This is a genomic window from Cryptobacterium curtum DSM 15641 (assembly GCF_000023845.1).
Classification (GTDB): Bacteria; Actinomycetota; Coriobacteriia; order Coriobacteriales; family Eggerthellaceae; genus Cryptobacterium; species Cryptobacterium curtum.
This window is the reverse complement of the sequence record NC_013170.1, coordinates 1,526,165-1,549,254: the sequence shown is the minus strand read 5'-3', so window position 1 is coordinate 1,549,254 and position 23,090 is coordinate 1,526,165. Positions and strand designations below refer to the sequence as shown.

The 23,090-nt window shown below is 51.4% G+C and carries 17 protein-coding genes; 10 read left to right on the top strand and 7 right to left on the bottom strand.

Features of this window, described 5'->3' with window-relative positions; genetic code table 11:
* The first annotated feature begins 48 nt into the window (after window positions 1-48).
* Window positions 49-864 (top strand): Crp/Fnr family transcriptional regulator, encoded by an 816-nt coding sequence (locus tag CCUR_RS06790; RefSeq protein ID WP_245526096.1) that lies wholly within the window; start codon window positions 49-51, stop codon window positions 862-864.
* A 169-nt stretch (window positions 865-1,033) separates the two neighbouring features.
* Here the strand turns inward: CCUR_RS06790 and CCUR_RS06785 are convergent, their stop codons facing one another.
* Entirely contained in the window at window positions 1,034-2,428 is a 1,395-nt protein-coding gene (locus tag CCUR_RS06785; RefSeq protein ID WP_015778903.1) for a helix-turn-helix transcriptional regulator, read from the bottom strand.
* A gap of 321 nt (window positions 2,429-2,749) precedes the next feature.
* Between CCUR_RS06785 and CCUR_RS06780 the strand changes: the two genes are divergently transcribed.
* The 3 genes from CCUR_RS06780 to CCUR_RS06770 all read left to right on the top strand — a co-directional run bounded on the left by CCUR_RS06780 (window position 2,750) and on the right by CCUR_RS06770 (window position 8,024).
* Entirely contained in the window at window positions 2,750-4,702 is a 1,953-nt protein-coding gene (locus tag CCUR_RS06780; RefSeq protein ID WP_015778902.1) for a flavocytochrome c, read from the top strand.
* 325 nt (window positions 4,703-5,027) lie between these two features.
* Window positions 5,028-6,011: a diaminopimelate dehydrogenase gene (locus CCUR_RS06775; RefSeq protein ID WP_015778901.1), complete on the top strand. Its 984-nt coding sequence runs from the start codon at window positions 5,028-5,030 to the stop codon at window positions 6,009-6,011.
* A 519-nt stretch (window positions 6,012-6,530) separates the two neighbouring features.
* Window positions 6,531-8,024: an aldehyde dehydrogenase family protein gene (locus tag CCUR_RS06770; RefSeq protein ID WP_015778900.1), complete on the top strand. Its 1,494-nt coding sequence runs from the start codon at window positions 6,531-6,533 to the stop codon at window positions 8,022-8,024.
* A gap of 134 nt (window positions 8,025-8,158) precedes the next feature.
* Here the strand turns inward: CCUR_RS06770 and pdxR are convergent, their stop codons facing one another.
* Window positions 8,159-9,688 (bottom strand): MocR-like pyridoxine biosynthesis transcription factor PdxR, encoded by a 1,530-nt coding sequence (gene pdxR, locus CCUR_RS06765; RefSeq protein ID WP_015778899.1) that lies wholly within the window; start codon window positions 9,686-9,688, stop codon window positions 8,159-8,161.
* Window positions 9,689-9,916: 228 nt separating this feature from the next.
* On the opposite strand from pdxR, the gene CCUR_RS06760 reads away from it, so the two are divergent.
* Together CCUR_RS06760 and CCUR_RS07340 are read left to right on the top strand one after the other, a co-directional pair.
* The gene (locus CCUR_RS06760) at window positions 9,917-11,206 is read left to right on the top strand and encodes a glutamate-cysteine ligase family protein (RefSeq protein WP_015778898.1); all 1,290 of its coding nucleotides are present in this window, start codon (window positions 9,917-9,919) and stop codon (window positions 11,204-11,206) included.
* Between the two features lie 231 nt (window positions 11,207-11,437).
* Window positions 11,438-12,013, top strand: a complete 576-nt coding sequence (locus CCUR_RS07340) for a gamma-glutamylcyclotransferase family protein (RefSeq protein WP_015778897.1) — start codon at window positions 11,438-11,440, stop codon at window positions 12,011-12,013.
* Here CCUR_RS07340 and CCUR_RS06750 read toward each other — a convergent pair.
* The 3 genes from CCUR_RS06750 to CCUR_RS06740 form a co-directional block, all read right to left on the bottom strand.
* Window positions 11,997-12,734: an acyl-[acyl-carrier-protein] thioesterase gene (locus CCUR_RS06750; RefSeq protein ID WP_015778896.1), complete on the bottom strand. Its 738-nt coding sequence runs from the start codon at window positions 12,732-12,734 to the stop codon at window positions 11,997-11,999. The genes CCUR_RS07340 and CCUR_RS06750 overlap by 17 nt on opposite strands.
* Window positions 12,735-13,027: 293 nt before the next feature.
* Window positions 13,028-13,561, bottom strand: a complete 534-nt coding sequence (locus CCUR_RS06745; protein WP_015778895.1) for an adenine phosphoribosyltransferase — start codon at window positions 13,559-13,561, stop codon at window positions 13,028-13,030.
* A gap of 120 nt (window positions 13,562-13,681) precedes the next feature.
* Window positions 13,682-15,331: an FAD-dependent oxidoreductase gene (locus tag CCUR_RS06740; RefSeq protein WP_015778894.1), complete on the bottom strand. Its 1,650-nt coding sequence runs from the start codon at window positions 15,329-15,331 to the stop codon at window positions 13,682-13,684.
* Between the two features lie 328 nt (window positions 15,332-15,659).
* Here CCUR_RS06740 and CCUR_RS06735 point away from each other — a divergent pair, with 328 nt between their 5' ends.
* Window positions 15,660-17,180: a helix-turn-helix transcriptional regulator gene (locus CCUR_RS06735; protein WP_015778893.1), complete on the top strand. Its 1,521-nt coding sequence runs from the start codon at window positions 15,660-15,662 to the stop codon at window positions 17,178-17,180.
* 102 nt (window positions 17,181-17,282) lie between these two features.
* Here the strand turns inward: CCUR_RS06735 and CCUR_RS07505 are convergent, their stop codons facing one another.
* A complete protein-coding gene (locus CCUR_RS07505) occupies window positions 17,283-17,531 on the bottom strand; it encodes a hypothetical protein (protein WP_143711827.1) in 249 nt (82 codons plus the stop codon).
* 243 nt (window positions 17,532-17,774) lie between these two features.
* On the opposite strand from CCUR_RS07505, the gene CCUR_RS06730 reads away from it, so the two are divergent.
* The 3 genes from CCUR_RS06730 (at window position 17,775) to CCUR_RS06720 (ending at window position 22,241) form a co-directional block, all read left to right on the top strand.
* Complete coding sequence (locus tag CCUR_RS06730) at window positions 17,775-19,166, top strand: MFS transporter (protein WP_015778892.1); 1,392 nt, start codon at window positions 17,775-17,777, stop codon at window positions 19,164-19,166.
* A gap of 19 nt (window positions 19,167-19,185) precedes the next feature.
* On the top strand, window positions 19,186-20,292 hold the full coding sequence (locus CCUR_RS06725) for a zinc-ribbon domain-containing protein (RefSeq protein ID WP_015778891.1): 1,107 nt from the start codon (window positions 19,186-19,188) through the stop codon (window positions 20,290-20,292).
* 554 nt (window positions 20,293-20,846) lie between these two features.
* Complete coding sequence (locus tag CCUR_RS06720; RefSeq protein ID WP_015778890.1) at window positions 20,847-22,241, top strand: sodium-dependent transporter; 1,395 nt, start codon at window positions 20,847-20,849, stop codon at window positions 22,239-22,241.
* Between the two features lie 64 nt (window positions 22,242-22,305).
* Here CCUR_RS06720 and CCUR_RS06715 read toward each other — a convergent pair whose 3' ends face one another.
* Complete coding sequence (locus CCUR_RS06715; RefSeq protein ID WP_015778889.1) at window positions 22,306-23,019, bottom strand: sulfite exporter TauE/SafE family protein; 714 nt, start codon at window positions 23,017-23,019, stop codon at window positions 22,306-22,308.
* Between the last annotated feature and the right edge of the window lie 71 nt (window positions 23,020-23,090).

Here is a 23,090-nt window from a genome sequence, read left to right as displayed (position 1 = left end):
GGACATATTTTCCCTTAGACCAACGTAATGTTAAGGGATTAAGACCAAATGGCACCTGCCTTACGTCTTTTGCGTAAGGCAGGTGCGCTGGCACTTTTAGGAGAGGAGGCCATCATGGAAATAGTCCAAGAAAGAGATCTCGAGCTGCTTTCACAGACCCCCTTGTTCTCGTATCTTTCCGATGATGAGATTAGGAAAGTATGTCGTGAGACGAATTGTTACATCAAGCAGTATTCGCGCGGTGAATTCCTTATGCGCTCGGGTGAATCGATTTCTGCAGCGGGTCTGGTGCTTGAGGGGAGGGTGGCTATCTATACCGCGCCGGGATACGACGGCATTGAGCGTATTATTGCAGAAATAGGCATTGGCGAAATGTACGGTGAGCCTTTTAACTGCCTGTCTTACCAGGTAACTCCCATTAGTGTCACAGCGAGTACTGCGGCTCGGGTGCTTATTATCGATGTGCGAGAGCTGTTTGATCTAAAGATTGACCAGGCAACTTCCCAACGTGTTCTTGCAAATCTAGCCATTCAATTTGCGGAAAAAATTACGTTGTTCCGCGGCAAAGTTGAAGTACTCAGTCAGCCGACGCTCAAGAAGAAAATCTTGGCAGCGGTTAAACAAGAAGCTGAATATCAAAATACACTCAATCCCGTTATCCCCTTTACGAAAGTTTCGTTTGCACAATACTTATGTGTCAACCGCAATACGCTGGCGCGGGCGCTGAATGAACTGGAAGAAGAAGGCGAGCTTGCAATACAAGGGCGCAATTATCGACTGCTTCGGCCGGAGCATATGCTCTTTGTGCTGAAGAGCCCTCAGTCGCCCGAAAGCGGTATTCATTCCACGCGTTCGCGCTCGTAGCTGGGGTGCTAGTGAGGGTGTTTTACTCTGGCGTATTACGTTGCTTTACGAGTCTGCGCTACTCTCACTTTACGAGCCGACGTTATCCTTACTTTTCCTCGCCTTTATATCGGGGCTGCCACTTTGTTTATCGGGCGTTTCGGTGAGCGTATCAGGGCTGTTGCCTTGCCTATCGACTGTTTCGATGGGGTACTTCAGGTCGCACCAGATCAATAAGTTCCTGCTTGCTGTGCACATTCAGTTTGGCGTAAAGGTGCTTTGAATGACTACGCACGGTGTTTTCGGCAACGAAGAGCGTTTCGGCGATATAGGCTTTTGAACGGCCCTTGCAGATAAGCTCCATCACTTCTATTTCGCGTGGCGTAAGACCGTGTGCCTTGCCGACTTGTTGGCAGTTGCGTTCAAGATCAGGAAAGCGGTCGTTGGCAGGAATAGTGGGACCAAGGTCGGCAAAGATGCGTCGAATGCCAGATGGGTACGAATCGACGATAAACATAAGCATCAAAATAAGGGCATAGGAAAGAACCGGCGCGACCGAAGAACCTTGAGCGTCCATGGGAATAAACTGGGCGAAGAAGTATCCAGCGGCAAGCGGTAGCGCATAGAGAACCCAGCCTGCGCCAAAGACGGCATAGGGGTGCAAGCTGCTGTAGTGAGCAATGTCCATAAGCGCAAGCCACAGCAAAATAACGACAATTGTCTGAGCGACACCGACAAGAGAAAGCGCAACGGCGCGGGCATCGCCTTGGAGAAATGGCATGATTACAAGCCCCGTTGCCATGAATACGAGAATAAGTCGCCATATCTGGAAGAAATCAAATTCTCGATGCCACGGAACAGCACGCAGCAACACAACACAACCGAGTGCTATTTCACAGAGATGCAAGAAAATATTCGCTTCGGCAGTAAGGGGCGCTGAAAGATCAGCATCAATCCCATTGATAATGCCGATGAGTGTACCAAAAAGCGCAATGCCGCAAGCGATTTTCCATAGGCGATGTACGTTTGAAGCAGTGTAAACCGCTTCCACTTCTTCAGCAGGAAATCCTTGGTGGCTGGCCCTGTTTGCAAGCAGCGGTGAAGCAAGCGCGATACAACTAACCGCGATACATTCGGCTTCGGGCGGAATCAGATCGACGAAGATCTTTGCAAGCGAGCTGATAATAAGAGCCCAGGCAAAACATCTGATACAGGCCCCAATAGGGAGCGACCGATACAATCGCGCCCATGAGGTGTACATCCACGCCACACAGATGCCGCCGAGAGCCTGCCCCATATGAACAATGGGAGCAGGCGCGGGCGTATACAGAAGATACGTTGCTAGTACACAAACGAGAGCGATCAACCACGAAAGCCATTTCAAATTGGGAGTCTGTGGGCGCATGCCCCAGACAAGGGTAATGATAAGCAGCGTGATGCCGCACGAAGAATAGAGGATAGGAACCGCAAGCGTTCCATATGTTTCGAGGTTGCCATGGTGAGCCGCGCAGAACACCCAAGCCATTGGTGCCCAGACGCCAGCCTGACAGAATTTCTGCCATCCTTGTCTGACAATATTTTTCACACGACCCCCCTCAAGTGCTATTTCTATTGTAGCGGATGGCTTCTAAGCGGTTATCAAGAAGAGCTTATCGAGAAGCAATTGGTACGCGTTGAACTGGGAACATGTATCTATCTTGGGATAAAAGGTGCAATATCACCCCTTTGATGTCATGTCATTTTCCCTTTTGCCCACGAAAGGTGTGAATACAGGCTCTTGCAAACTGCGTATGTTTGTATGTGAGGGTCGCAAGGGTTGCCCTTGCGAGGTCAATCGTCATGTTGTCTTTGAAGTCACGTCAATACTTTGAAGCAAATTACATGGCGCACTATAAGGAGGGACATCATGCACAAAGGGAATGAAAGAAACTTTGCAGCGGAGTACATCAAACCGGCATCGTATGCGAGCCACCAGATAAATACGACTACGCCCATTGATGCTGTTGATCTCTGCGCAACAGGGGCTGCTGAGCATGCTCGCCTGTCGCGTCGTGGCTTTGTGGGACTGGGCGTTTTGAGTGTAGCTGCCGCAACAGTATTAGGCACGACGGGCTGTGCTTCGCCTAAAAAGAGCGGCGATCAGGGGTCTCAAGAATATAAAGCGGGTACCTACACAGCTACCGAAGCAGGACGCAATGGCGACATCACAGTAAAAGCAACCTTTTCGACCTCGGCGCTTGAGGCGCTCGATACCGATCATGAAGAGTCGCGCAATATTGGTACGTTCGCCATCGATACCTTGACGCAGCAATGCTTGAATGGTCAGACGCTGAACCTTGATGCTATTTCTGGAGCGACGCTGACATCGATGGCGTTCACAAAGGCATTGGAAGATGTCTTTCAGCAGGCAGGCGGCAACGTAACAGCACTGAAGAAGGCTGCTCCTGGGGCTGAAGCAGCTGCTGACATCGATGAGACAGCTGATGTTGCTATTGTTGGTACGGGTGGTGCAGCTCTTGCCGCTGCTGTTACGGCAGCCGAAGCGGGCGCGAGTGTCGTTATGCTCGACAAGATGGATGTCATTGGCGGTAATACCAATGCTGGCGAAGGCACGCTTAATGCCCCCGACCCCGAACGTCAGGAAGCGCAAGGCGTTGAGGATAGTGTCGAACACTTCTATACCGACACGTATGAGGGTGGCGATGAAAAGGGAGATCCTGCCCTCGTGCATATCCTTACCGAGAATGCGCTCGATGCAGTTCACTTTATGGAGGACCATGGCTTGGTATACGAGAACCAGTGCTTTACCGCTATCGGCGGCAAATGGTGCCGGGGTCATGCTGTTGAGGTGGAAAAGAAGGGTGAACAGGGCGGATCGTATTATGTGAGCGTGCTGCGCTCTACGGCTGAAAAACTTGGCGTGAAGATATATGGCAATGCGAAAGTGGACACCATCTTAGAAGAAGGTGGAAAAGTCGTTGGCGTTTCAGGTTCGCGCCGCAACGGTGCCAAGGTGCAAGTTCGCGCAAAGTCGGTTGTTATGGCTACCGGTGGCTATGCCCGCAATCCTGAACTGGCAAGCCAATTTGATAAGCGCGTAACATCCGATATGCCGTCATCAAACGTGTCAAGTTCTACGGGAGACGGCATCGTTATGGGACAGGCTATCGGAGCTGACCTGGCAAATATGGAACTGGTACAAATCCATCCACTTGGCGACCCACAAAACGGTGGTGTTGCCACCTTTGTGGGAAATTGGTTGGGCGTTGAGGACTACATGATGGTCAACGATGAAGCAAAGCGCTTCATTAACGAAGATGGCCGTCGCGATGAAATAGCCAACGCCATTCTCGAGCAGCCTAATAAAGAAATGTGGCTGCTGGTGGATTCGACCAATATCGCTTCTGATCGTGCGTCACAGATTGATGAACTGGTTGACACCGGGCACAGCTATCGCTGCGAAAGCGTAACGGGCCTGGCTGATAAAATCAGTGTTCCAGCTGATGAATTGCAGAAAACAGTGGATCGTTACAACGGCTTTGTTGTCGCAAAGAACGACGAGGACTTTGGCAAGAAACTACTGGGGTCCGACGGAGACGATAGTTATCAACTGACCGATGCGCCGTACTATGCGTCGAAGCGCGTTCCGACTATTCATTACACGATGGGTGGGTTGAAGATCAATACCGATGCTCAGGTCGTGAATACTTCTGGTACGGCTATTGAAAATCTGTATGCTTGCGGTGAATGCACCGGTGGTGTGCAGGGTTCAAACCGACTGGGTGGTAATTCCTATACTGACCTGATTGTCTTCGGCCGTATTGCTGGTGCGAATGCAGCAAAGAATGCCCGCGCGTAACCAATTGCGTACTCAAGCCTACTGAGGCGCGTACAATTGGCGACTGCTGAATTGACGTATTGTCTGGTGGACGCAGCTTATTTACGCGGGTCTTTTGCGATTAGGTTGGTCTTGTAAAGGCCACTAAATCAAAAAATCCTCTCCGCGCGCATCCTCTGTCTTTGCAGGGGATGCGCGTTTTACGTTTCGTGCGTGTTAACGCCTGCAATGCTTCTTCTTCCGGTGGCGTGCTCGGGTACTATCGCGATGTGAGAAAGAACGCTTGCGCTTGGGTGACAAAGCTCAACAGATAAAGCTTAGCACGGGCGTGCGGAAGGAGATTTTCATGAGTAAGACTCGCATTGGCATTCTCGGTTATGGCAACTTGGGCCGCGGTGTTGAATTGGCTATCCGCCAAAACGAAGATATGGAACTGGTGGCGGTATACACGCGTCGCGATCCTGCTACCGTTACCGTTGAAACACCTGGTGTCGCAGTGCGCTCAGCTGAACAACTCGAAGCGGGCAACGAACCGATCGATGTACTTATCCTGTGTGGTGGTAGTGCAACCGATCTGCCTGCTCAGACCCCTGTGTTTGCTGGCAAGTACAACGTAATCGACAGTTTTGACACCCATCACAACATTCCTCAGCATTTTGAGCGCGTCGATGAAGCCGCTTGCGCCGCCGGTACAGTGGGGCTTATCTCTTGTGGTTGGGATCCGGGTCTATTTAGCCTTAATCGTCTCTTTGGCAACTGCTTTATTCCTGAAGGATCGGATTACACATTCTGGGGTCGTGGTGTCAGCCAGGGACATTCCGATGCGCTGCGCCGTATCGAAGGCGTTGCTGATGCTCGCCAGTATACGGTACCCGTTGAGGCAGCTTTGGAAGGTGCTCGTAGTGGCACGCATCCGAACTTTACAACGCGCGAAATGCATACACGCGAGTGCTGGGTAGTGCTTGAAGAGGGTGCTGATCCCGCGAAGATTGAAGCTGAGATCAAGGCGATGCCCAATTATTTTGACGAATACGATGTCACAGTGAATTTCATCTCTCAGGAAGAACTCGACCGCGATCATGCCGAATTACCTCACGGCGGTTTTGTGCTGCGAAGCGGTGACACAGCTGGTGGTCATACCAGTGTTATCGAGTATTCGCTGAAACTTGGCAGCAATCCCGAATTTACGGCAAGCGTGCTCGTGGCATATGCCCGTGCAGTAGCCCGTCTTGCAGCCGAGGGGCAGAAGGGCGCCTACACGGTGTTTGATATCGCTCCTGCTTATCTTTCTATTCACGATGGTGCCTACTTGCGCTCTCATCTGCTGTAGGCCAAGTTAAATAGTGCCTCAATAGTATGAGGCTGAAGATGCGCCCTCTGTCCAAGAGAATCTCTCACGGATAGGGGGCGCATTTCTTTCGGTCCGGTTTCGTTAGGTAGCTACGCAGACAATCTGCCCGTGATAAATGAGGAGTACATTTCTTTGGATGGGCGTCGTTAGACATTTCACGCGCATCTATCTCGCGCGCGATATAGATGTACCGCTCGGTTAAAGAAAAACCAATAGAGGGGTGTGCCGTGTCCTGTTTAACCAGAACAGGATAGCGAAACGAACTCCGACAAAACAAACCTCGATAAAGTGACCTGAAAAAATTGATGTGAATCGGCGCTACCTGTCTTCTGCCTGCCTTCGTAAAGTGCCATTCAAGAACTTACGGCTCAGCCGAGGTTCGGATGTCTTGCCGCGCGGCGAAGATGGGGTTACCTGTCTTGCGGGTCCATATTCTCTTCCCGGACCTGCCGCCGCGCTGCTTCATCTGAAGCGGCTCACGGAAAAGGAGGGTCTTTCATGGATCGACCAACACTACAAGAGACTTACGGACTCTATATTAACGGGGAATTTCGTCCCGCATCGGACGGTGCTACGTTTGAAACAACTTGCCCTGCTGACAGTACCCATCTGGCATATATTGCCGCTGGCACCACTCAGGATGTTGATGACGCTGTTGCGGGCGCATGGAAGGCGTTTGAAAGCTGGGGAAAGACTACCCCGAAACAGCGCGCTGTTATTCTGCGTCAGATCGCTGATGTGATTGAAGAAAACAAGGAACGGATCGCATTTATAGAGAGCCTTGATAACGGCAAACCCATTCGCGAAACACTCAATATTGATGTTCCGCTGGCGATCGACCACTTTCGCTATTTTGCAAGCGTGATTGAAGTTGAAGAAGGGTCGGCTACGATTCTGGACAATCGCTATCTGAGCTTGATTTTGCGTGAGCCTATTGGGGTTGTGGGCCAGATTGTACCTTGGAACTTTCCCTTTACTATGGTTGCATGGAAGCTTGCACCAGTTCTTGCAGCTGGTGACTGTACGGTGTTTAAGCCGTCGAGCATCACGTCGCTTTCTGTGCTGGAGCTGGCACGTCTAACGCAAAGCATTATCCCTGCAGGCGTGTTCCAGGTAATTACTGGGTCGGGTCGTGCGGCCGGACAGGCACTTTTAGATCATCCTGACTTGCGTAAGCTGGCGTTTACCGGGTCGACCGAAGTTGGCTACAGTGTGGCTGATGCTGCGGCGAAGAAGTTGGTTCCTGCTACGCTTGAACTCGGCGGTAAGTCGGCAAATATTTTCTTTGACGACTGCGATTTCGAAAAGGCGATGGATGGCCTGCAACTAGGCATTCTCTTTAACCAAGGACAGGTTTGCTGCGCGGGCAGTCGCGTTTTTGTGCAGGATACGATCTATGACCGCTTTGTCGAAGAAGCAGCAAAGCGATTCAAGGCAGTTCGCCTGGGCATGCCATGGGATCCGGAAACTCAAATGGGTTCGCAGATCAACGAAAAACAGGCTGAAAAGATTGTCAACTACGTCAAGATTGGTGTTGAAGAGGGGGCACGTATTGCCGTTGGAGGCGCGCGTGCTACCGAGGGCGACCTGGCAAAGGGCGCGTACGTACAGCCGACGCTGCTGGTGGACGTAACGAATGATATGCGCGTAGCGCGTGAAGAAATCTTTGGTCCGGTGGCTGTTGTTATCAAATTCCACAGTGAAGACGAAGTGGTGGCTCTTGCCAACGACAGTGAATATGGCTTAGGCGGTGCAGTTTGGACTCGTGATCTCAACCGAGCGTTTAGGGTAGCGCGTACGGTTGAAACGGGTCGCATGTGGGTGAATACATACAACCAACTGCCCGAAAAGGCTCCATTCGGTGGCTATAAGAAGTCGGGTATCGGTCGCGAGACGCACAAAGATATTCTGAATGCATACACCCAGGTGAAGAATATCTTTATCGATCTTGAAGACGCCCCGAGCGGTTTTTATCCCGTATCGGAAGGTTAGGGTTGAGGCTGAGGTTGAGACTAGTCACACTCCGATAATCTGCAGATTAAACCCGAGTGGCTTTTACCCTGTATCACAGGGTTAAGGCTTGCAGAGTTAAGGTCGGTTACACTCGACAATCTGCAGTTCAAACCTTACTGACTGTTACCCTGCATCGTAGGGTAACAGTCAGCTGCGGAGGCAATCTCTTCGGCGAATATCTTCTCAAGAATGGTGACCACGCGCGGCATATGTTTCACTTCGACACTCGCGAAATTCAAGACGAGTTCGTGGATATTGAACACGGTTGGCGTAACGCAGTAGTCAGACAACATCGATAGCCGAAGCCCTCGCTTGTGCGCAGCGACGCGGATTTCCTCGTCGCTGCGTGCTGTTGCGATATGCAGCACCAGGTGGGTTCCCACTGGGACCGGGCGCCTGACCGCTATGGTCATCAACGGTGACTTATCGAGCAGGGAAAATAGATTCTGTCGCGCTTCGCCGTAGTAGCGGACAAGGCGATTAATATGTCGCTCAAAGTACCCGCCAGAAAGGAACGAAGCCAAAGCGAGCTGTTCGAAGCTTGATACGGTACACGAATAAAAGCTCAATTGCTGCTGATAAAGGCTGGCAAGCGAGGGTGGCAACACCATGTATGAAATACGTAACGACGGCACAAGCGTCTTTGAAAAGGTATTCAGATAGATTGTCTTTTCATACTCGTCTTGAGAGAAGAGCGTCGGCGCAGGGGTGCCTTCGTAGCGAAGTTCGCTGTCGTAATCGTCTTCAATAAGATAGCGATGCTCTTTTTCATGTAACCAGGTAAGCAGGGTTTGCCGTCGTTTATCAGACATAACGATGCCGGTAGGAAAATGATTGGCGGGAGATGCGTGCACCACGGTAGCGGTGCTGTTGTAGAGTCGGTCGGTGCAAAGTCCCTGTTCATCAACGGGAATAAAGTCCCAGGCAATGCCCATTGACCGCGATATATCAACAAGTTTCTTTGATCCGGCGTCTCCTGCCGCGACAACACAACGCGGTCCAAATAATTGAAGCAAGCGGCCATACAGATACTCAGTACCCGCACCGATAACGATTTGTTCGGGGTCGGCCTTGAAGCCTTTAAATTCATACAGGTATGAAGCAATGGCCTGTCGTGCCGCTAGTAGGCCGTTGTACGGAACTGTTTCGAAGAGCTCAGGATTTCTATCCGAAAGTACCGAGCGCATGATGCGGGCCCACGTGTCGGCTGGAAAAAGATTCATGCTGCAGCGATTAGCTGAAAAGTCGACTTCCTGCGATGGTGAACTGGTCTGCTGCTCAACAGGGTGGCCGTTTTGAACGGCGTTTTGGGCGGGTTCGGCAGCTGGTATTTCAGGTATCTTTCGAATACCTGCGAAGCCATCTTGTGTTTGAGACGCTGAGCGGACACTCAAAGAGCTACTCTGTTCCGCTACATAGAAACCGCTCCCTTGTCGCGCGTTGACGTACCCCTGTTCAACCAGCAAATTGTAAGCTGCTTCTATTGTGCTAACGCTGAGCGAAAGATGGCGCGCGAGGATGCGCTTAGCAGGTAGTTTTGTCTTCGGCTTGATTGTGCCACTGCGAATGTCTGCCCGAATGCAGCGGTAGAGGTATTCGTATTTTGGAAGCCCCTTGCGACTGCTTATATCATAGGTGAGCATTGGTGAACCTTTCGCATAGCCCGTACATATCTCATGCCAATATAAGGTCAATTTTATTCGCTCAATCAAGTCAATTACTATACCGTTACTTACTTTGTGTGCGATAAGCCCGAAGGAACAGAGAAGAAATGATGGTATGCAGATATCAAAGGAGACAGAATCCCCAAGCAGGCACATAATCATGCTTTGAGCCTTTTCAGAGGCCGCACCAAATGAAAGGATCGGCTTATGACTGCCGAGAACAACCATATTCAGGCAGAGAACCGCCGTCGTATTGTCGAATATCTGCAAGCAGGCTGCCAGCCCGTTGCGGCGAAGGCTCGGCATGCGGATGGAACTCTTGATGCTCCTGGTGCTCTTGGTGTTGAGGTAGAGCATTTTGTTGTTACGGACCCCGATAAGCGTCCTGTTTTCTATGAGCCGCGTGATGGCAAGCTGGGCGTGCGCGATGTTCTTGAGTACCTGGCGCAGTGGTATCCCGTAGTCGATCGTAATAGCGCAGGAGAGGTCCTTGCTCTCCGTTCAGATGAGGCTTCTATTACTATTGAGCCAGCGGCTCAATTGGAAATAAGTATCGCGCCTCTTGCGCGGGTCGACCAGGTGAAAAGCGCCTATGAGCATTTTCGGCGTGTGCTTGACCCGTTTCTTCATGAACACGCTTTCCAGCTCTTGGGATTGGGGTATCACCCCACTACTCAGGCGCTTGATATGGAACTGATTCCGAAGCAGCGCTATCGTTTTATGGACGAGCATTTTCACCATATTGGTACCCATGGCGAACGCATGATGCGCGCAAGTGCTTCTACCCAGGTATCAGTTGATTTCACAAGCGAAGTCGATGCGGTAGAAAAGTTTCGCGTAGCGTTAGCTTTAGGTCCTATTTTGGCGTACATCTGCGACAATGCACCAGTATTTGAAGGCAAACCGAACACTATTCCGTTGGCGCGCCTTAATCTCTGGCGCGATGTGGACAATGCTCGTTGCGGCATTATCCCAGGTGCTTTTGATGACGGGTGGGACTTCGGCTCGTACGCCGACTATCTGTTGGGCGCGTCGCCAATTTTCGTGACACAGCCAGAGGTACGAGCGGTTGGTGAAACCCTGGCGCGTGATGCGTATGGCGATCGTCTGATGGACCAGTCGGATATCGAGCATCTGATTTCAATGTTTTGGCCGGATGTGCGGCTGAAGCAATTTGTTGAAATCCGCCCAGCCGACAGCATGCCCGCCGATTGTATTTATGGGTATGCTGCCCTGATTAAAGGCATCTTCTATGCGCAGGAGAGCCTGCAAACTATCGAGGAAGTGCTCGGTGTTCATGAGGGAATTTGGCCCCTCCACGACGATAGCGTTGACAGTGCGCTGCGGGCCATTCGCGCAGAGGGGCGCCAAGCATGTGTCTATGGACATTTGGTAACCACCTGGATTGATCTTCTGTTTGAGGTGGCCGAGCAGGTTCTTGATACTGAAGAGCGACCTTGTCTTGCGCCGCTGAAACGCTTTGCTCAAGAGCACTAACCATGCTAGAGGACATTTTTGTTTAAGAGATTAATGAGCTTTCGGATGTCAGGCGTGATATACGTGGCCTTAAGGGCAACGTATAGAAGAGTATAGAGAGGCCAGAGGGATCAGGAGAACCGGCGGTCGCACGTTTCGTGAGAAGGCTCAGGACGCGTTGCAGGGCAGCGATAGCAAGACGCCTAACCAGGTGCGGAATCATAAGACGGCACGGAGAAAGGAAGGATTCGCATGCCAGAACTTTATTTCGCCTACGGGTCCAATCTGGACTTCGGCCAAATGGAACAACGCTGTCCGGGGGCTGAGTATCTTGGCGTTGCAACGTTGCATAATCATGCGCTGCGCATGGATGCGGCGGGGTTTGCCACGGTAGTTAACCGTCGGGGCGAGCATGTTCAGGGTGCGCTGTGGGATTTGACGCATGCCAATGAAAGCAAGATGGATGGTTTTGAAGGCGTTGAAGACGGGTTTTACCGGAAACAGTTTGTTGGAGTTACCTATGAAGGAGATCGACGACCTGGTAGAAGTTCGAGCGAAAGCCTGAGTCACGCCTATGCTCATGGGCAGCACGAAGCAGCCAGTGTGTTACTTGATGCGCTCATTTACCTTTCAGCCCGCCCACCATTTATAGGGGCTACCTGGCGCAGCGACTATCTTGACCGGATATGTCGTGGTGCCGTGCAGTTGCATCTTGATCGGGCAACCATCAGCCAGTTAGCGAATATGAAGCTCGTGTCCCGCGCCGACCATAATCAAGTTCTTGCGCAAGCACGTGGGCTGCTCAAGACGTCTACGCCTGCGCAGTGATCTTGCAAGCGAACTTGATTTCTCCGTTACTATCAAGTCCTTTTGCTTGGATGTCTTTGCCTTCAACCTGCGTAAACACAACAAGCGGTGTGCCTTCGATAACTTCATGGCGAAAATCGATCTGAAATGATGCAATACTGCCCGCAGCACTGGGGTCAAGTGCATCCAGAACAAACGAAGCATAGCGGGCGTTGTTAACATGTCCGTTTTGGTCGACATCGCTATAGCGCGGAGTAATAGAAAGACCGCTACCTTCTTCGGTGAAGTCACGTATCTTGCGCAGCTTTTTTGCGAACATGCGCTCGTCAATGAAATCGAGTGAACCGTGGTAGTAATCAAGCACCGAGGTGAGAGAGCGGGTATTCATATCCATAAGTACCCATTCGGAGGTGCCACGCACCAAAAGGCTTCCATCGGTACTTCGCAGGGCGTAATCGCGCTGGAAAGAATAGCGCGAAGGCGAATGAGGCCAGGTGCTCACCTTCACGACTTCGTGTTCGGCAGGGGTGTGTTCCACCTGGTAAGCTGTGCGAACAACCGCCCAAAACACATCTTGAGCGGCCATGGCATCGTACCCAATGCCCATCATTTCTGCTTGGAGCCCACCAATATCTTGGAATAGGTCAAGTACTGCCGTCGGGTGAAGGCGCCGATAGCGGTCGAAATCGCCGGTGCGTAAGCGGTAATCTTTTTCAAGGAACAAGGATGCGGAAATAGTCACAAAGCCTCCTTTTGTCGTGTCAGTAGCGAATGATATCTGCTGGCACGGTAGGCGCGAGCTTATTAATTTGTTCGGTCAGTTGATACTTTACCGCGCGGTTGGAGCTATTCGTCCAATAGATAGATTTATATCTTACCAACTGGATTAATTTGTCCAGCCGATGGAACGATGCGAATCTTGCCAGGTGGGCGAGTCAATCCCCTGGATTCTAGTTGTCCAATACGCGAGTGTATGCTCGATGGGTCGAGCTACATCTATCGATTGAGCTGTGCTTACCAGGTCGGTATAGGCGGCTATGAGACATGAACGAGCGAATATATTTCAGCATCGGTGTAGCGGCTGACATGTTCGCGCGGATTCAGGAAATCGAGTTCCATCAAAAAGGCCATGCCTGCAAGTTTTGCCCCAAACTCTTTCAAGAGCTTAATTTGCGCGATGGCGGTTCCGCCGGTTGCAATAAGGTCATCGACTAAGATAACCGTGTCATCAGGCGTTAAGGCATCGGCATGAATTTCTAAGCAATCGGTTCCATATTCGAGATCATAGGATGCACTGAGTGTTTCGCGCGGGAGTTTCCCCGGCTTGCGTGCCGGTACAAACCCGGCGCCCAAACGGTATGCGACAGGAGCTGCAAACATAAACCCACGTGCTTCGGCGCCAATGACCTTTGTTACCCCTGCATCGGCAAAATGATCAGCTAAATCATTGATTGCGCGAGAAAATCCTTCCGGATCTTTCGTGAGGGTCGTGATGTCCTTAAACACAACACCTGGCTTTGGGTAGTCGGGAACGCTCGTAATGAGGTGGGCATAATCGAAATCGCTCATGGATATCCTTCGGTTGGGCTGTGGCCTGTTGGCGCACGGCGTCTATCATACCCGCCGTGCGCGCTTTTTGCCTATATTCGCGAAGAAAATCCCTGTAAGGGCTTTATGTCGAGGAACCGCTTACAGGCTGCCGAGCTTTTTGCCAATAACGTAACCCTGTGTATAGTTGCGCCCCAAGTTCACACCAAAAACGGTCAAGGGATAGTCTATACCGCCGTAGAATCCACCAGCTGCATTGCCGATAGCGTAGAGTCCTTCGATAACACTTCCATCGGGTGTGACGCACTGCAGTTCGCTGTTTACTTCGATGCCAGAGCAGATAGCACTCATGCGCACACGGCGATGAATGCCGTAGAACGGCGGCGTGTCGATGGAAGTTAGATAATTAGCGGGGAGACCAAAATCGCTGTCTTTACCTGCGGCAACAAGATCATTCCAGCGTGCGACACTTGCGACAAATGCATCAACATCAGCAATTTCTAGCTTGTCTGCAAGTTCTTCTAACGTATCGGCTTTCCAGGTGTTGATTTGACCAGCAAAAACACCCTGACGCTCGACATTTTCAGCAGGCATGTACACACGCAGCGATTCAGGATCAACCAGTTTCCCGGGAAAATTTGCCGCCTTATCCATGTAAGCACTGTCGAAAATTTGGCAGTAATGGCCGCGGTCTTCAGCGCTGCGGGTGTAGTTGTTCATTAAAGACATCTCAACGTCTTCGCTGCAGAAGCGTTTACCGGTACTATTTTTCACACGCATAAACGGCATATCGCACATTGAAGCAGGGCCGGCATCAAAGTCGTGCAGCATATGGGTGTGCCCGATGTTTTCGATGGCGCCACCAGCCCAGACGGCCATCTTATGCCCGTCGCCGGTACGCCCAGTCTGCTTGGGGTCGAAGTTCGTCATATCAGGAAGATAGTATTCGAGCATCGCACGGTCGCTTTGATAGTCGCCGCTGGCAATTACGATATTCTTGGCGTTGAACTGGGTATATCCTTCATCGGGGTTCTGTGCTATGACGCCTGTGACTTTGCCGGTTGAATCCTGAACCAGCTGCTGGGCAGGCGTGCGATAGAACACTTCGACACCTTCTTTAGCTGCGAGCTCGGCAAGTGCTTGCATGCCGTCGCCGGTGGTGTAGGGCTTCGGGCCAAAATAGCTCGTCACAAAATTGATGTTATAACCTTTGCGGTTTTTAAGCGGCATATGCTGGGCATTTCCCTGGTCGATAACCTGAGCACCAGCTTCTTGAGCTTTTGCTATAACCCATGAAACCGCCTCGCCAGAGTTTTTCGCCCACATTTCAATAAGGTCGCGATTAGCGCGATGTTGGGACTCAACCATCAGCAGCGAAACAAGATTTTCGACATCGGCTTCATCGCTTGTGGCAAGGTCAATACCCGATCCAGAATTGCCGTGTGCGTTTGCCTTGTCTTCCTTTTGCAGAAGCGCTACATGGGCACCCGCTTCGTGAGCTGCCAGGGCGCAGGGAACACCCGGTGCGCCGGCTCCGATAACCACCAAGTCAAAATCGAGCTCTTGGCGGATGTCGGTGATAGGTTTTGGTTGCGCAAAGAATTGGGGTAAGCCATCACGAGCATGACCGGCAGCAGTAGTTGCCTCGCCGTTGAAGTCAGCTTGGGCAATGTCAGCTTCGCGTTGGGACGCTGGCTTGCTGCAGCCGGCTAGTGCGCTACCGCCAGCTAAAGCTGCTGCTGCAACGCCGCCAAATTTGAATAAGTCTCGTCTGCTGATTGATTCCGTCATGATGTTCCCCTCTAAACGCGTTGAATCGAACATATCGGCTTGCCCTGAGGTTTATCCTGCTTCATCTTGCTGTCTCCATCTGTTGGTAGACATCGCCTGTTAGCGGGCATCGCGCAGATGGATGTGCATCTCACATCAAGGATGTTGCGGTTAGGGCGCCGCGTTGATATCTGTCACAGTAGCGGATTAATCAGCTGGCTTCCTCGCCCTGGGGCATCACCATGGGGCGAACTTTCTCACCCTTGTTGTCTCACCCATATCTGACATGCGGAAACATTATTTTGCGGTACAATACGCGTGATTCATCATGCAAGGGGAAGGGGCGAGGATGCACAAGGCGCAAGCGTCCTTGAAGATGAATGATCCGACCGCTTTAGCGCAGCCGTACCTTCTTGACGATGCTTCTTCTGATAGTGGAAAGCGTTTGCCGGGCGGATACCTGTTTTCTCGTTTGCCTTATATCCCTCTGGTATTTTTAGGCTTAGGCCTCTATCGCGCTTGGATTGAACTGGTCTTTGTTGGATCGTTTGTAGCCTTTCCCTATAACGGAGAAGCTGGGCACGATCTCTACGATATTGCGATGATACTTACCCTCTTTACGTGTGCAATCTTTCACCGACAGGTTGCGCCACTTTTCCGACGTCGTTCGATCTATCTGGCGGCACTGGCTTCCATGATCGTTGGTACGGTGTGCGCATTTGGCACACTCGCTTTGCCTGACGTGTCGGAAGAACTGTCGTGGGGAGCCACCATTTTGGGTGGTGTGGGAACGGCTCTGGTTATTCTAATTTGGTCCGAACTCTATTCGTGTTTGAGCCCGTATCGAGTTGGTTTGTACTACTGCGCTTCTATCGTGGCAGCAGCTTTTATTATCTATTTCTGCCGGGGGCTGTCGGGTGTGTGGTTGGCAGGCACGGCGGTGTTGCTTCCGGTCGCTTCAATTGCTTTTGCGATGCTGGGGTTTCTGTCTCTTGACCCCGATGAACAGCCACGGGCTCAGACCGCTCGATTTTCCTTCCCATGGAAACCAACGCTGCTTATGGCGGTCTATGCGTTTGCCTTTGGGCTGCGTGAAACAAGCCAGTATGCGACAACATTCGGACCCCATTCGGCATTTGGCACGGTGGTAATGGGCCTGGTGCTGCTGGTGCTTATCAGTAAGCAGTCGGGCGATTTTCAGTTCACCACGCTGTATCGTTCTGCCTTGCCGTTGATGATGGGTGCGTTTTTAGTGCTGCCAAGTTTTGGTTGGTTCAACGGCTGGATAGCCGACTTCTGTGCAACCGCGAGTTATACGGCATTTTCGGTCATGATTATGCTGATTATGGCTCACATGTCGTATCGCTACGGCATGTCGGCTGTGTGGCTGTTTGGTATTGAGCGTGGTGTGCGCGCAATGTTTTCGCTGGCGGGACGCCAGACATCAGAAGCTTTTTCACTGCTCGGTTCCAATGTGGCCTCGCTAGCTGTTGGGTCGATCACGATTGCGCTCGTTGTAATCGGCACCCTGCTTATTGTGAGCGAAAAGGATTTTCTCAGCCGATGGGGCGTGTCCTTTAAAGGGGATTCTTCTGCGCCCGGCGAACTCGATTCACTGTATCGCCAGGATCTATCCAAGCGCTGCGCGGACGCTGCGAGTCGTTTTGGCTTAACCGCACGTGAAGGGGAAGTGCTTGCTCTGTTAGCGACAGGGCTGACGATTGGACAGATCCAGCGGCGCTTGGTGATTTCAAAGGATACGGCAAAGACTCACATCAGGCATATCTATCAAAAGATGGATGTGCATAGCCGTGAAGGACTCTTCGACATACTCGGCATTTCAGGACCAGCTTCAAACGAGCGTCATTAACGTAGTTAAGGAAGCCAGAGAGCCGAAGAAGCTAAAGGAGCGCTGGTTTAGAGAGTGCATCCTAACGCTATCAGCTTAGTTGCGTTACCTAATGTGCATCCCTCATCGATCCGTCAGTCGCGGTCCATGTTTTAAAAAGAAACTGCACATAAGACAGCTTTCTTTAATGGTTGCACTTCGATCGACAGTTGCATCCAGCAGGTCCAACGGATCGGCTAGTTCATGCTGTGGCAGTTCACATCCAGTGAAATAACAGTCGACTGGGCAGCGACCTTCAAGCATGGCATGCGGGCAGTGGTCGTAGTTATCCTGCGACCCTTCACATCCACGTATTTCCCAGCATCGAGTCATGTGTATCCTCGTCTTTCATGTGCGCTAACTTATACTACGCGCTTTATTGACAAACTCACAGGGCGATGCAGTTTTGTCGTACATTTCCCCCATGATTTCTGCGATTCTCTTCACTGAGAGTGGCATAGCTTATAATATCTGCCCGACGCGAAATCATTGAAGTGAGGTTGACCCGTTGGAGCCACATCTCTTTTTGTAGCGGACCCCCAGAGGGTTTCCTTATCAGCTGGAGTACGTTGTTTGATGGATAAAGAAAAGCACGGCTTCGGTCGTCTTGCTGTCATATACCTGATTGGTCTTCTTATCAGCGGACTCTATGTTGGGCTTATCGCTCCGCTGCGGCTGGTTATTCAGGCAGACTTTGGCATCGATGATGCCCGGGGCATTTGGATGGTCAGTGTCTACACGCTTTTTTATGCAGCGCTTATTCCTGTTTCAGGTAACCTAGCCGACCGATATGGTCGCAAAGTGGTGTATCTGTTTTGTTTACTAGTCTTTGGAACCGGTTCGCTCATCTGCGGTTTTTCGCAACAGCTTGGAAGTTACGAGACCTTACTTGTAGGGCGTATCGTGCAAGCTGCCGGAGCAGGCGGCATTATTCCAGTAGCTACCGCTGAAGTAGGAATGGCTGCTCCGCAGGGTAAGCGCGGTATGTGGCTTGGCATCGCGTCGTCGGTGGCAGGCGTTTCAAATGTTGTCGGTGCCGCCGCTGGTAGTGGCATTGTTGGTCTGGTTGGTGTCGATCAGTGGGGATGGGCCTTTTTCTGTTCAGCCCCTATTTCCCTTGTATTGGCGCTTGCCGCTCTCATATGCTTGCCAAAGGGAACTCCGCAGCGGCGGGGGCGCCTCGACATTGCAGGATCGGCCCTATTCACGATCGTGTTGCTTTCAATGCTTGTCGGATTACGCGAGCTCGATTTTTTCCATATCAATACGATTGTTTCTATCGATGTTTGGGGGCCACTGCTGGTGGCAGTCGTGCTTGCTGGTGCTTTTCGCGAGGTGGAGCGACGGGCGAGCGACCCAATTTTTCATATAGAGTATCTTGCTGACCGCCACATCGTTTTAATTCTTGCGATTGCCTTTTTTGTGGGCTGTAGCATTATCAGTATGGTGCTGGTGCCGCAGTTTGCTGAAGCGCTGCTCGACTTGCCCGTTGGATCGGGCGGTTACCATATGGCTGTTTTGGGAGTGGCTGCCTTTGTTGGCCCGCCGCTCAGTGGCAAGCTTATCGATACTCATGGTCCCAAGATGCCGCTTGCGTTCGGTTTGGCCATTACAACGATAGGTTTTGTATTCCTTGCTGTAGTTGCTATAGCGGTTCCCTCGCTTCCGATTGTGCTTATCGGGTTAGCAATAGTCGGTTTCGGTATGGGATTTAGCATGGGAACCCCACTCAATTATATGATGTTACAAAATACCGAGCCCGAGCAGAGTACGTCGGCCATCGCTACCCTTGCGTTGGTACGACAGGTGGGTACCACCATCGCTCCCGCTATCCTGGTTGGTTTCGTATCGGCATCTGCTGGTATGGCGGGGTATCGCAATATGCTGCTCGCGGTGGCGCTTTTCAATGCAGCGGCTTTTATCATGCTGCTGTTCTATCGATCTTCTCGTTCGAAGGCGCCTGTATAGAGAAGAAAGAGGAAGCACTATGGCACGTAACTTCTGCTGGAATTGTGGATCGCCTTTAAGCGAGCATGATCGATTCTGCCCTCACTGTGGGAAAGAAGTCCCCGCTTCTTCTGATGTTTCGGCTGAGAATTCAATTTCCGATTCGCCAGATGCTGACACCACTGTTGTCATGAGTCCGGTACCTGATAATGCTTCCGTCGTGACGGCTGAACAGGCTGGTGCTGACCGACCTGCTTCTAGTAAGCCCGATACTGAAGAAGAGACGGTCATACTTGAACAGACGCCTGCAGCTGATCAAACCGTGCGCCTCGACGCCGTTTCCTCTTCGTCTGCATCAGATGGTACGTTTGCCTCACACCCAGCAGCATCTGATGCACCTAATGCTGCTTTCGGACAGCCACAGGCTTATCGTGCGGTTGCTCCTCAGCCGAAAAAGCGCGGTGTGCCGCAGGCAGCTGTTGCAGCAATTGTTGCCATTATTGTGGTTGCTGCTCTTGCTTTTGTGATTGTGACCACGGTGCTGCCGCGTATCAATACTACTGATGATTCTGGCGATATTCAGCGTCCCGACCAACAACAGGCCACGCAAGACTCTCTTGATCAGTCATCGCAAGAAGGAAGTCAGTCGTCACGGGAAGAAAACCAATCGTCAACCAGCACGAATAAATCTACCCTTGATGCTCAAACCGAGAACAATTATTACAACCATCTTCTCGATACCTATCAGGGCATTAGCACACTCGACAGTAAGGTGAGCGATGCGGCGACTGAGTTTAACGATCTGTACGCTTCGTCTGATTATGCTGCACGAACTGCTGCTGCCGCGCGTGCCGAACAGACCGCTAAAGATATTCAGGACGAGGTCGATGCCCTTGCGGAACTGCGCGTTGACTCTTCTTCGGTCTATTATCGCGATGCGCAGAATCTTTCCATGCTGCTTGAGTGCTTGCAGCATCGTATTGCGGCCATCAACAATGCCTGGGAAGTTGATTTGAAGTACTCAGATCCTGCAGGTTACGAACAAGAGATTACGGAACCCATTTCGCGCGACAAGGTTGACGGAAAGAATCGCTATAAAACTGAATTCGACAAGCTCTATCCGCAGGCACGCGTAACAAGGAAATAGTTTCTTAGGCGATCCAAAAATTCATGGTTGACGCAACTGGGGTGTTTGGGTAGAGTACCCTGCAACAATTGAATAGACCGTAAAACCTATGAGGCGAAAGTAACGCTAGAAGAGGACTTCACAGAGAGCGGGCGATGGTGAAAATCCCGCAAGCAACCAGCTAGCAAATGGGTCGCCGAGGTGAAAGGGGAACAGCCGATACGGCTTAGTATCTGGACCGTGAGCCCGCGTAAGAGGCAGGACATGTGCTGGCATGTTCGTGAGAGGGTTCTTATAACGAGAACCAATCAAAGGTGGCACCGCAGGAATCGAACCTGTCCTTTGTAAGCTCAATCGAGCTTGGAAGGACAGGTTTTTTATTTGCAGTGGTTATCTGGAGCAATACGTTGCAGAATAGCGCGCACTCAAGATGTGAGAGCATTCGGATAAACCTTTGATGGGAGATGGGCAATCTCAACTCTTCACTTGATTGTCGGCAAGTAAGTCGTCTTGCAGAATATAACGTTCTGCGGACACAACGGGCGAATCGTTCGCCAAGAAGGGAATGAGACCCTATGACAGATAACGAAGTAACGCATACGTCATCCGCTCAGTCGGCGGCGTCCGCATCGCCGGCGGTGCCACTGACAGGGCGTGATAGTTTCAAAAGCCGCCGCGGATTCATTTTGGCTTGTATTGGCTCGGCGGTGGGGATGGGAAATATCTGGCTTTTTCCCACGCGCGTGTCAGCTTACGGTGGCGCAACATTTCTTGTTCCGTATCTCATCTTTGTCGTGCTGATTGCTTCGTCAGGGGTGCTCGGTGAAATGGCATTTGGCCGGGCAGCTCGTGGCGGCCCCATGCGTGCCTTTGGCATGGCGATGGAAAAACGGTTTGGTAAGAGCAAGAAGCATTTGGGGGAATTGATTGGTCTATTTCCCGTGCTCGTTTCACTGGCGTGTGCCATTGGATATACCGTAGTAGTCGGCTGGATATTCAACTACACTTTTGCGGCATTCACCGGTGGATTTGCCGACTTGCATGGTGCCGACGCGTACGGGCAAGTGTTTGGCGGCGTGTCGCAGGGTAACTACCTCTGGCAGATAATCGCGCTTGTTGTGGCGTTTGGTATCGTTATCTTCGGTGTCAGTCGCGGCATTGAGAAAGCCAACACGGTCATGATGCCCCTGTTCTTTGCTCTGTTTGTCGGGCTGGCTATCTATGTTGCGCTGTTGCCGGGGTCGGGTGCTGGTTATGAGTACTTGTTCGTATTGAATCCAGCTGGCTTTGCCGATCCACTTCTGTGGATGTTTGCCCTTGGCCAGGCATTCTTCAGCTTATCGGTGGCAGGAAATGGCACGCTGATCTATGGGTCGTATCTATCTGAACGTGAAGATGTGCCCAATAGTGCAAAATACGTTGCTATTTTTGATACCGTAGCTGCGATTCTTGCTTCGCTCGTGATTATTCCCGCGATGGCAACCGCTGGCGAAAAGCTTTCCACTGGTGGTCCGGGGCTGCTGTTCATCTTTCTGCCCAATTTGTTTGCGGAAATGCCGTTTGGCAACGTGGTAATGGTCATATTCTTCGTAGCAGTCCTTTTTGGTGGTTTGACGAGTCTTATCAATCTCTATGAGGCGCCTATAGCAACTCTTCAAGAACTGTTTAGCTTTAGTCGCCGGAAAGCATGCTTGACCATTGGTGTTATTGGGCTGGTCGCGAGTTTGTCAATTCAGTCAATCGTGTCGCCCTGGATGGATGTTGCTTCCATTTATCTGTGTCCCATTGGTGCGGCGTTGGCGGCCATCATGTTCTTCTGGGTGCTCGGTCGCGACTTCGTGTTTGAGCAGGTAAATAAAGGTCGCGCGAAGGTCTTGAGCCCCCTGTTTTACCCGGTGGCGAAGTATGTGTACTGCGGTGCGACCGTGCTTGTGCTGGTGGCTGGGTCGATTTTGGGTGGTATTGGCTAGCGAGATGTTTTTGAAGTCCATTAAGGAGGACGTGAGGGTAGACGCTCGGGCGAACATTCAACGCTCAAGCGAGTGCACGCACAATAAGCGATGCTCCCGAGGCAATAAGCAGTAGGTAGGTAAGCTTCATAAACGCTGATTGGCTGACGCGTTTTTGGAGCTCACCGCCGATTATGGTTGCAGCAAGCACCGGCACGACCCCGATTAGGGAATAGTGGATTACGTCAGGTGTGAGGGTCCCTTCCCACATAATGTCGGCAAGAATAAACAAATTGAGTATGCACCAAACTGCCGATAGGGTTGCCCGAAACGCTTCCTTATTGCGGAGGATGGTGACTGCGTAGATCACCAGCAGCGGACCACCCGAAACGAACATACCCTGCATAACACCAGCAGCAAAGATGACTGCTGCCATGGCGGGTCGGGGAAGGATTCTTTTGCGTTTGCCTCGTAGATACCAAGCGCCAATGAGAGCAACAACCAGCCCGTAGGCGGCAAGTAGATTGTCGGCGGGGAAGATGCGGTAAATTGCGATGCCAGCAATAATGCCTGGCATGATGTATGCGATGATGCGGCCTACTTCGCGCCAGATAATGTGCTGACGAAACCAGATTGTCATGAAGAGACCACTGACAACACCAAGCACATTAAGTGCAGTGCGCGCGGTATCGACACCGAGTACGACAGCAACTGGAGGCATAGCCAACACATTGCCAGCAAATCCAGTAATTCCTTGAATGGTATTGGCAATGAGCAAGGCAGCTATGTAGAGGAACATTTCCATACGGGAAAGTATGACAGGATCAGATGGATATGCCGGCGCGTTCTTTAACCTCTCCGGTATCCGGT

What these genes read in the sequence shown, in the direction of transcription:
- CCUR_RS06775 (WP_015778901.1), top strand. Translation starts at nt 5,028, where the DNA reads ATGAGTAAGACTCGCATTGGCATTCTCGGTTATGGCAACTTGGGCCGC.
- pdxR (WP_015778899.1), bottom strand. Translation starts at nt 9,688, where the DNA reads ATGCTCACCTATGATATAAGCAGTCGCAAGGGGCTTCCAAAATACGAA.
- CCUR_RS06770 (WP_015778900.1), top strand. Translation starts at nt 6,531, where the DNA reads ATGGATCGACCAACACTACAAGAGACTTACGGACTCTATATTAACGGG.
- CCUR_RS06760 (WP_015778898.1), top strand. Translation starts at nt 9,917, where the DNA reads ATGACTGCCGAGAACAACCATATTCAGGCAGAGAACCGCCGTCGTATT.
- CCUR_RS06730 (WP_015778892.1), top strand. Translation starts at nt 17,775, where the DNA reads ATGGATAAAGAAAAGCACGGCTTCGGTCGTCTTGCTGTCATATACCTG.
- CCUR_RS06715 (WP_015778889.1), bottom strand. Translation starts at nt 23,019, where the DNA reads ATGTTCCTCTACATAGCTGCCTTGCTCATTGCCAATACCATTCAAGGA.
- CCUR_RS07340 (WP_015778897.1), top strand. Translation starts at nt 11,438, where the DNA reads ATGCCAGAACTTTATTTCGCCTACGGGTCCAATCTGGACTTCGGCCAA.
- CCUR_RS06740 (WP_015778894.1), bottom strand. Translation starts at nt 15,331, where the DNA reads ATGACGGAATCAATCAGCAGACGAGACTTATTCAAATTTGGCGGCGTT.
- CCUR_RS06725 (WP_015778891.1), top strand. Translation starts at nt 19,186, where the DNA reads ATGGCACGTAACTTCTGCTGGAATTGTGGATCGCCTTTAAGCGAGCAT.
- CCUR_RS06790 (WP_245526096.1), top strand. Translation starts at nt 49, where the DNA reads ATGGCACCTGCCTTACGTCTTTTGCGTAAGGCAGGTGCGCTGGCACTT.
- CCUR_RS06735 (WP_015778893.1), top strand. Translation starts at nt 15,660, where the DNA reads ATGCACAAGGCGCAAGCGTCCTTGAAGATGAATGATCCGACCGCTTTA.
- CCUR_RS06745 (WP_015778895.1), bottom strand. Translation starts at nt 13,561, where the DNA reads ATGAGCGATTTCGATTATGCCCACCTCATTACGAGCGTTCCCGACTAC.
- CCUR_RS07505 (WP_143711827.1), bottom strand. Translation starts at nt 17,531, where the DNA reads ATGACTCGATGCTGGGAAATACGTGGATGTGAAGGGTCGCAGGATAAC.
- CCUR_RS06720 (WP_015778890.1), top strand. Translation starts at nt 20,847, where the DNA reads ATGACAGATAACGAAGTAACGCATACGTCATCCGCTCAGTCGGCGGCG.
- CCUR_RS06780 (WP_015778902.1), top strand. Translation starts at nt 2,750, where the DNA reads ATGCACAAAGGGAATGAAAGAAACTTTGCAGCGGAGTACATCAAACCG.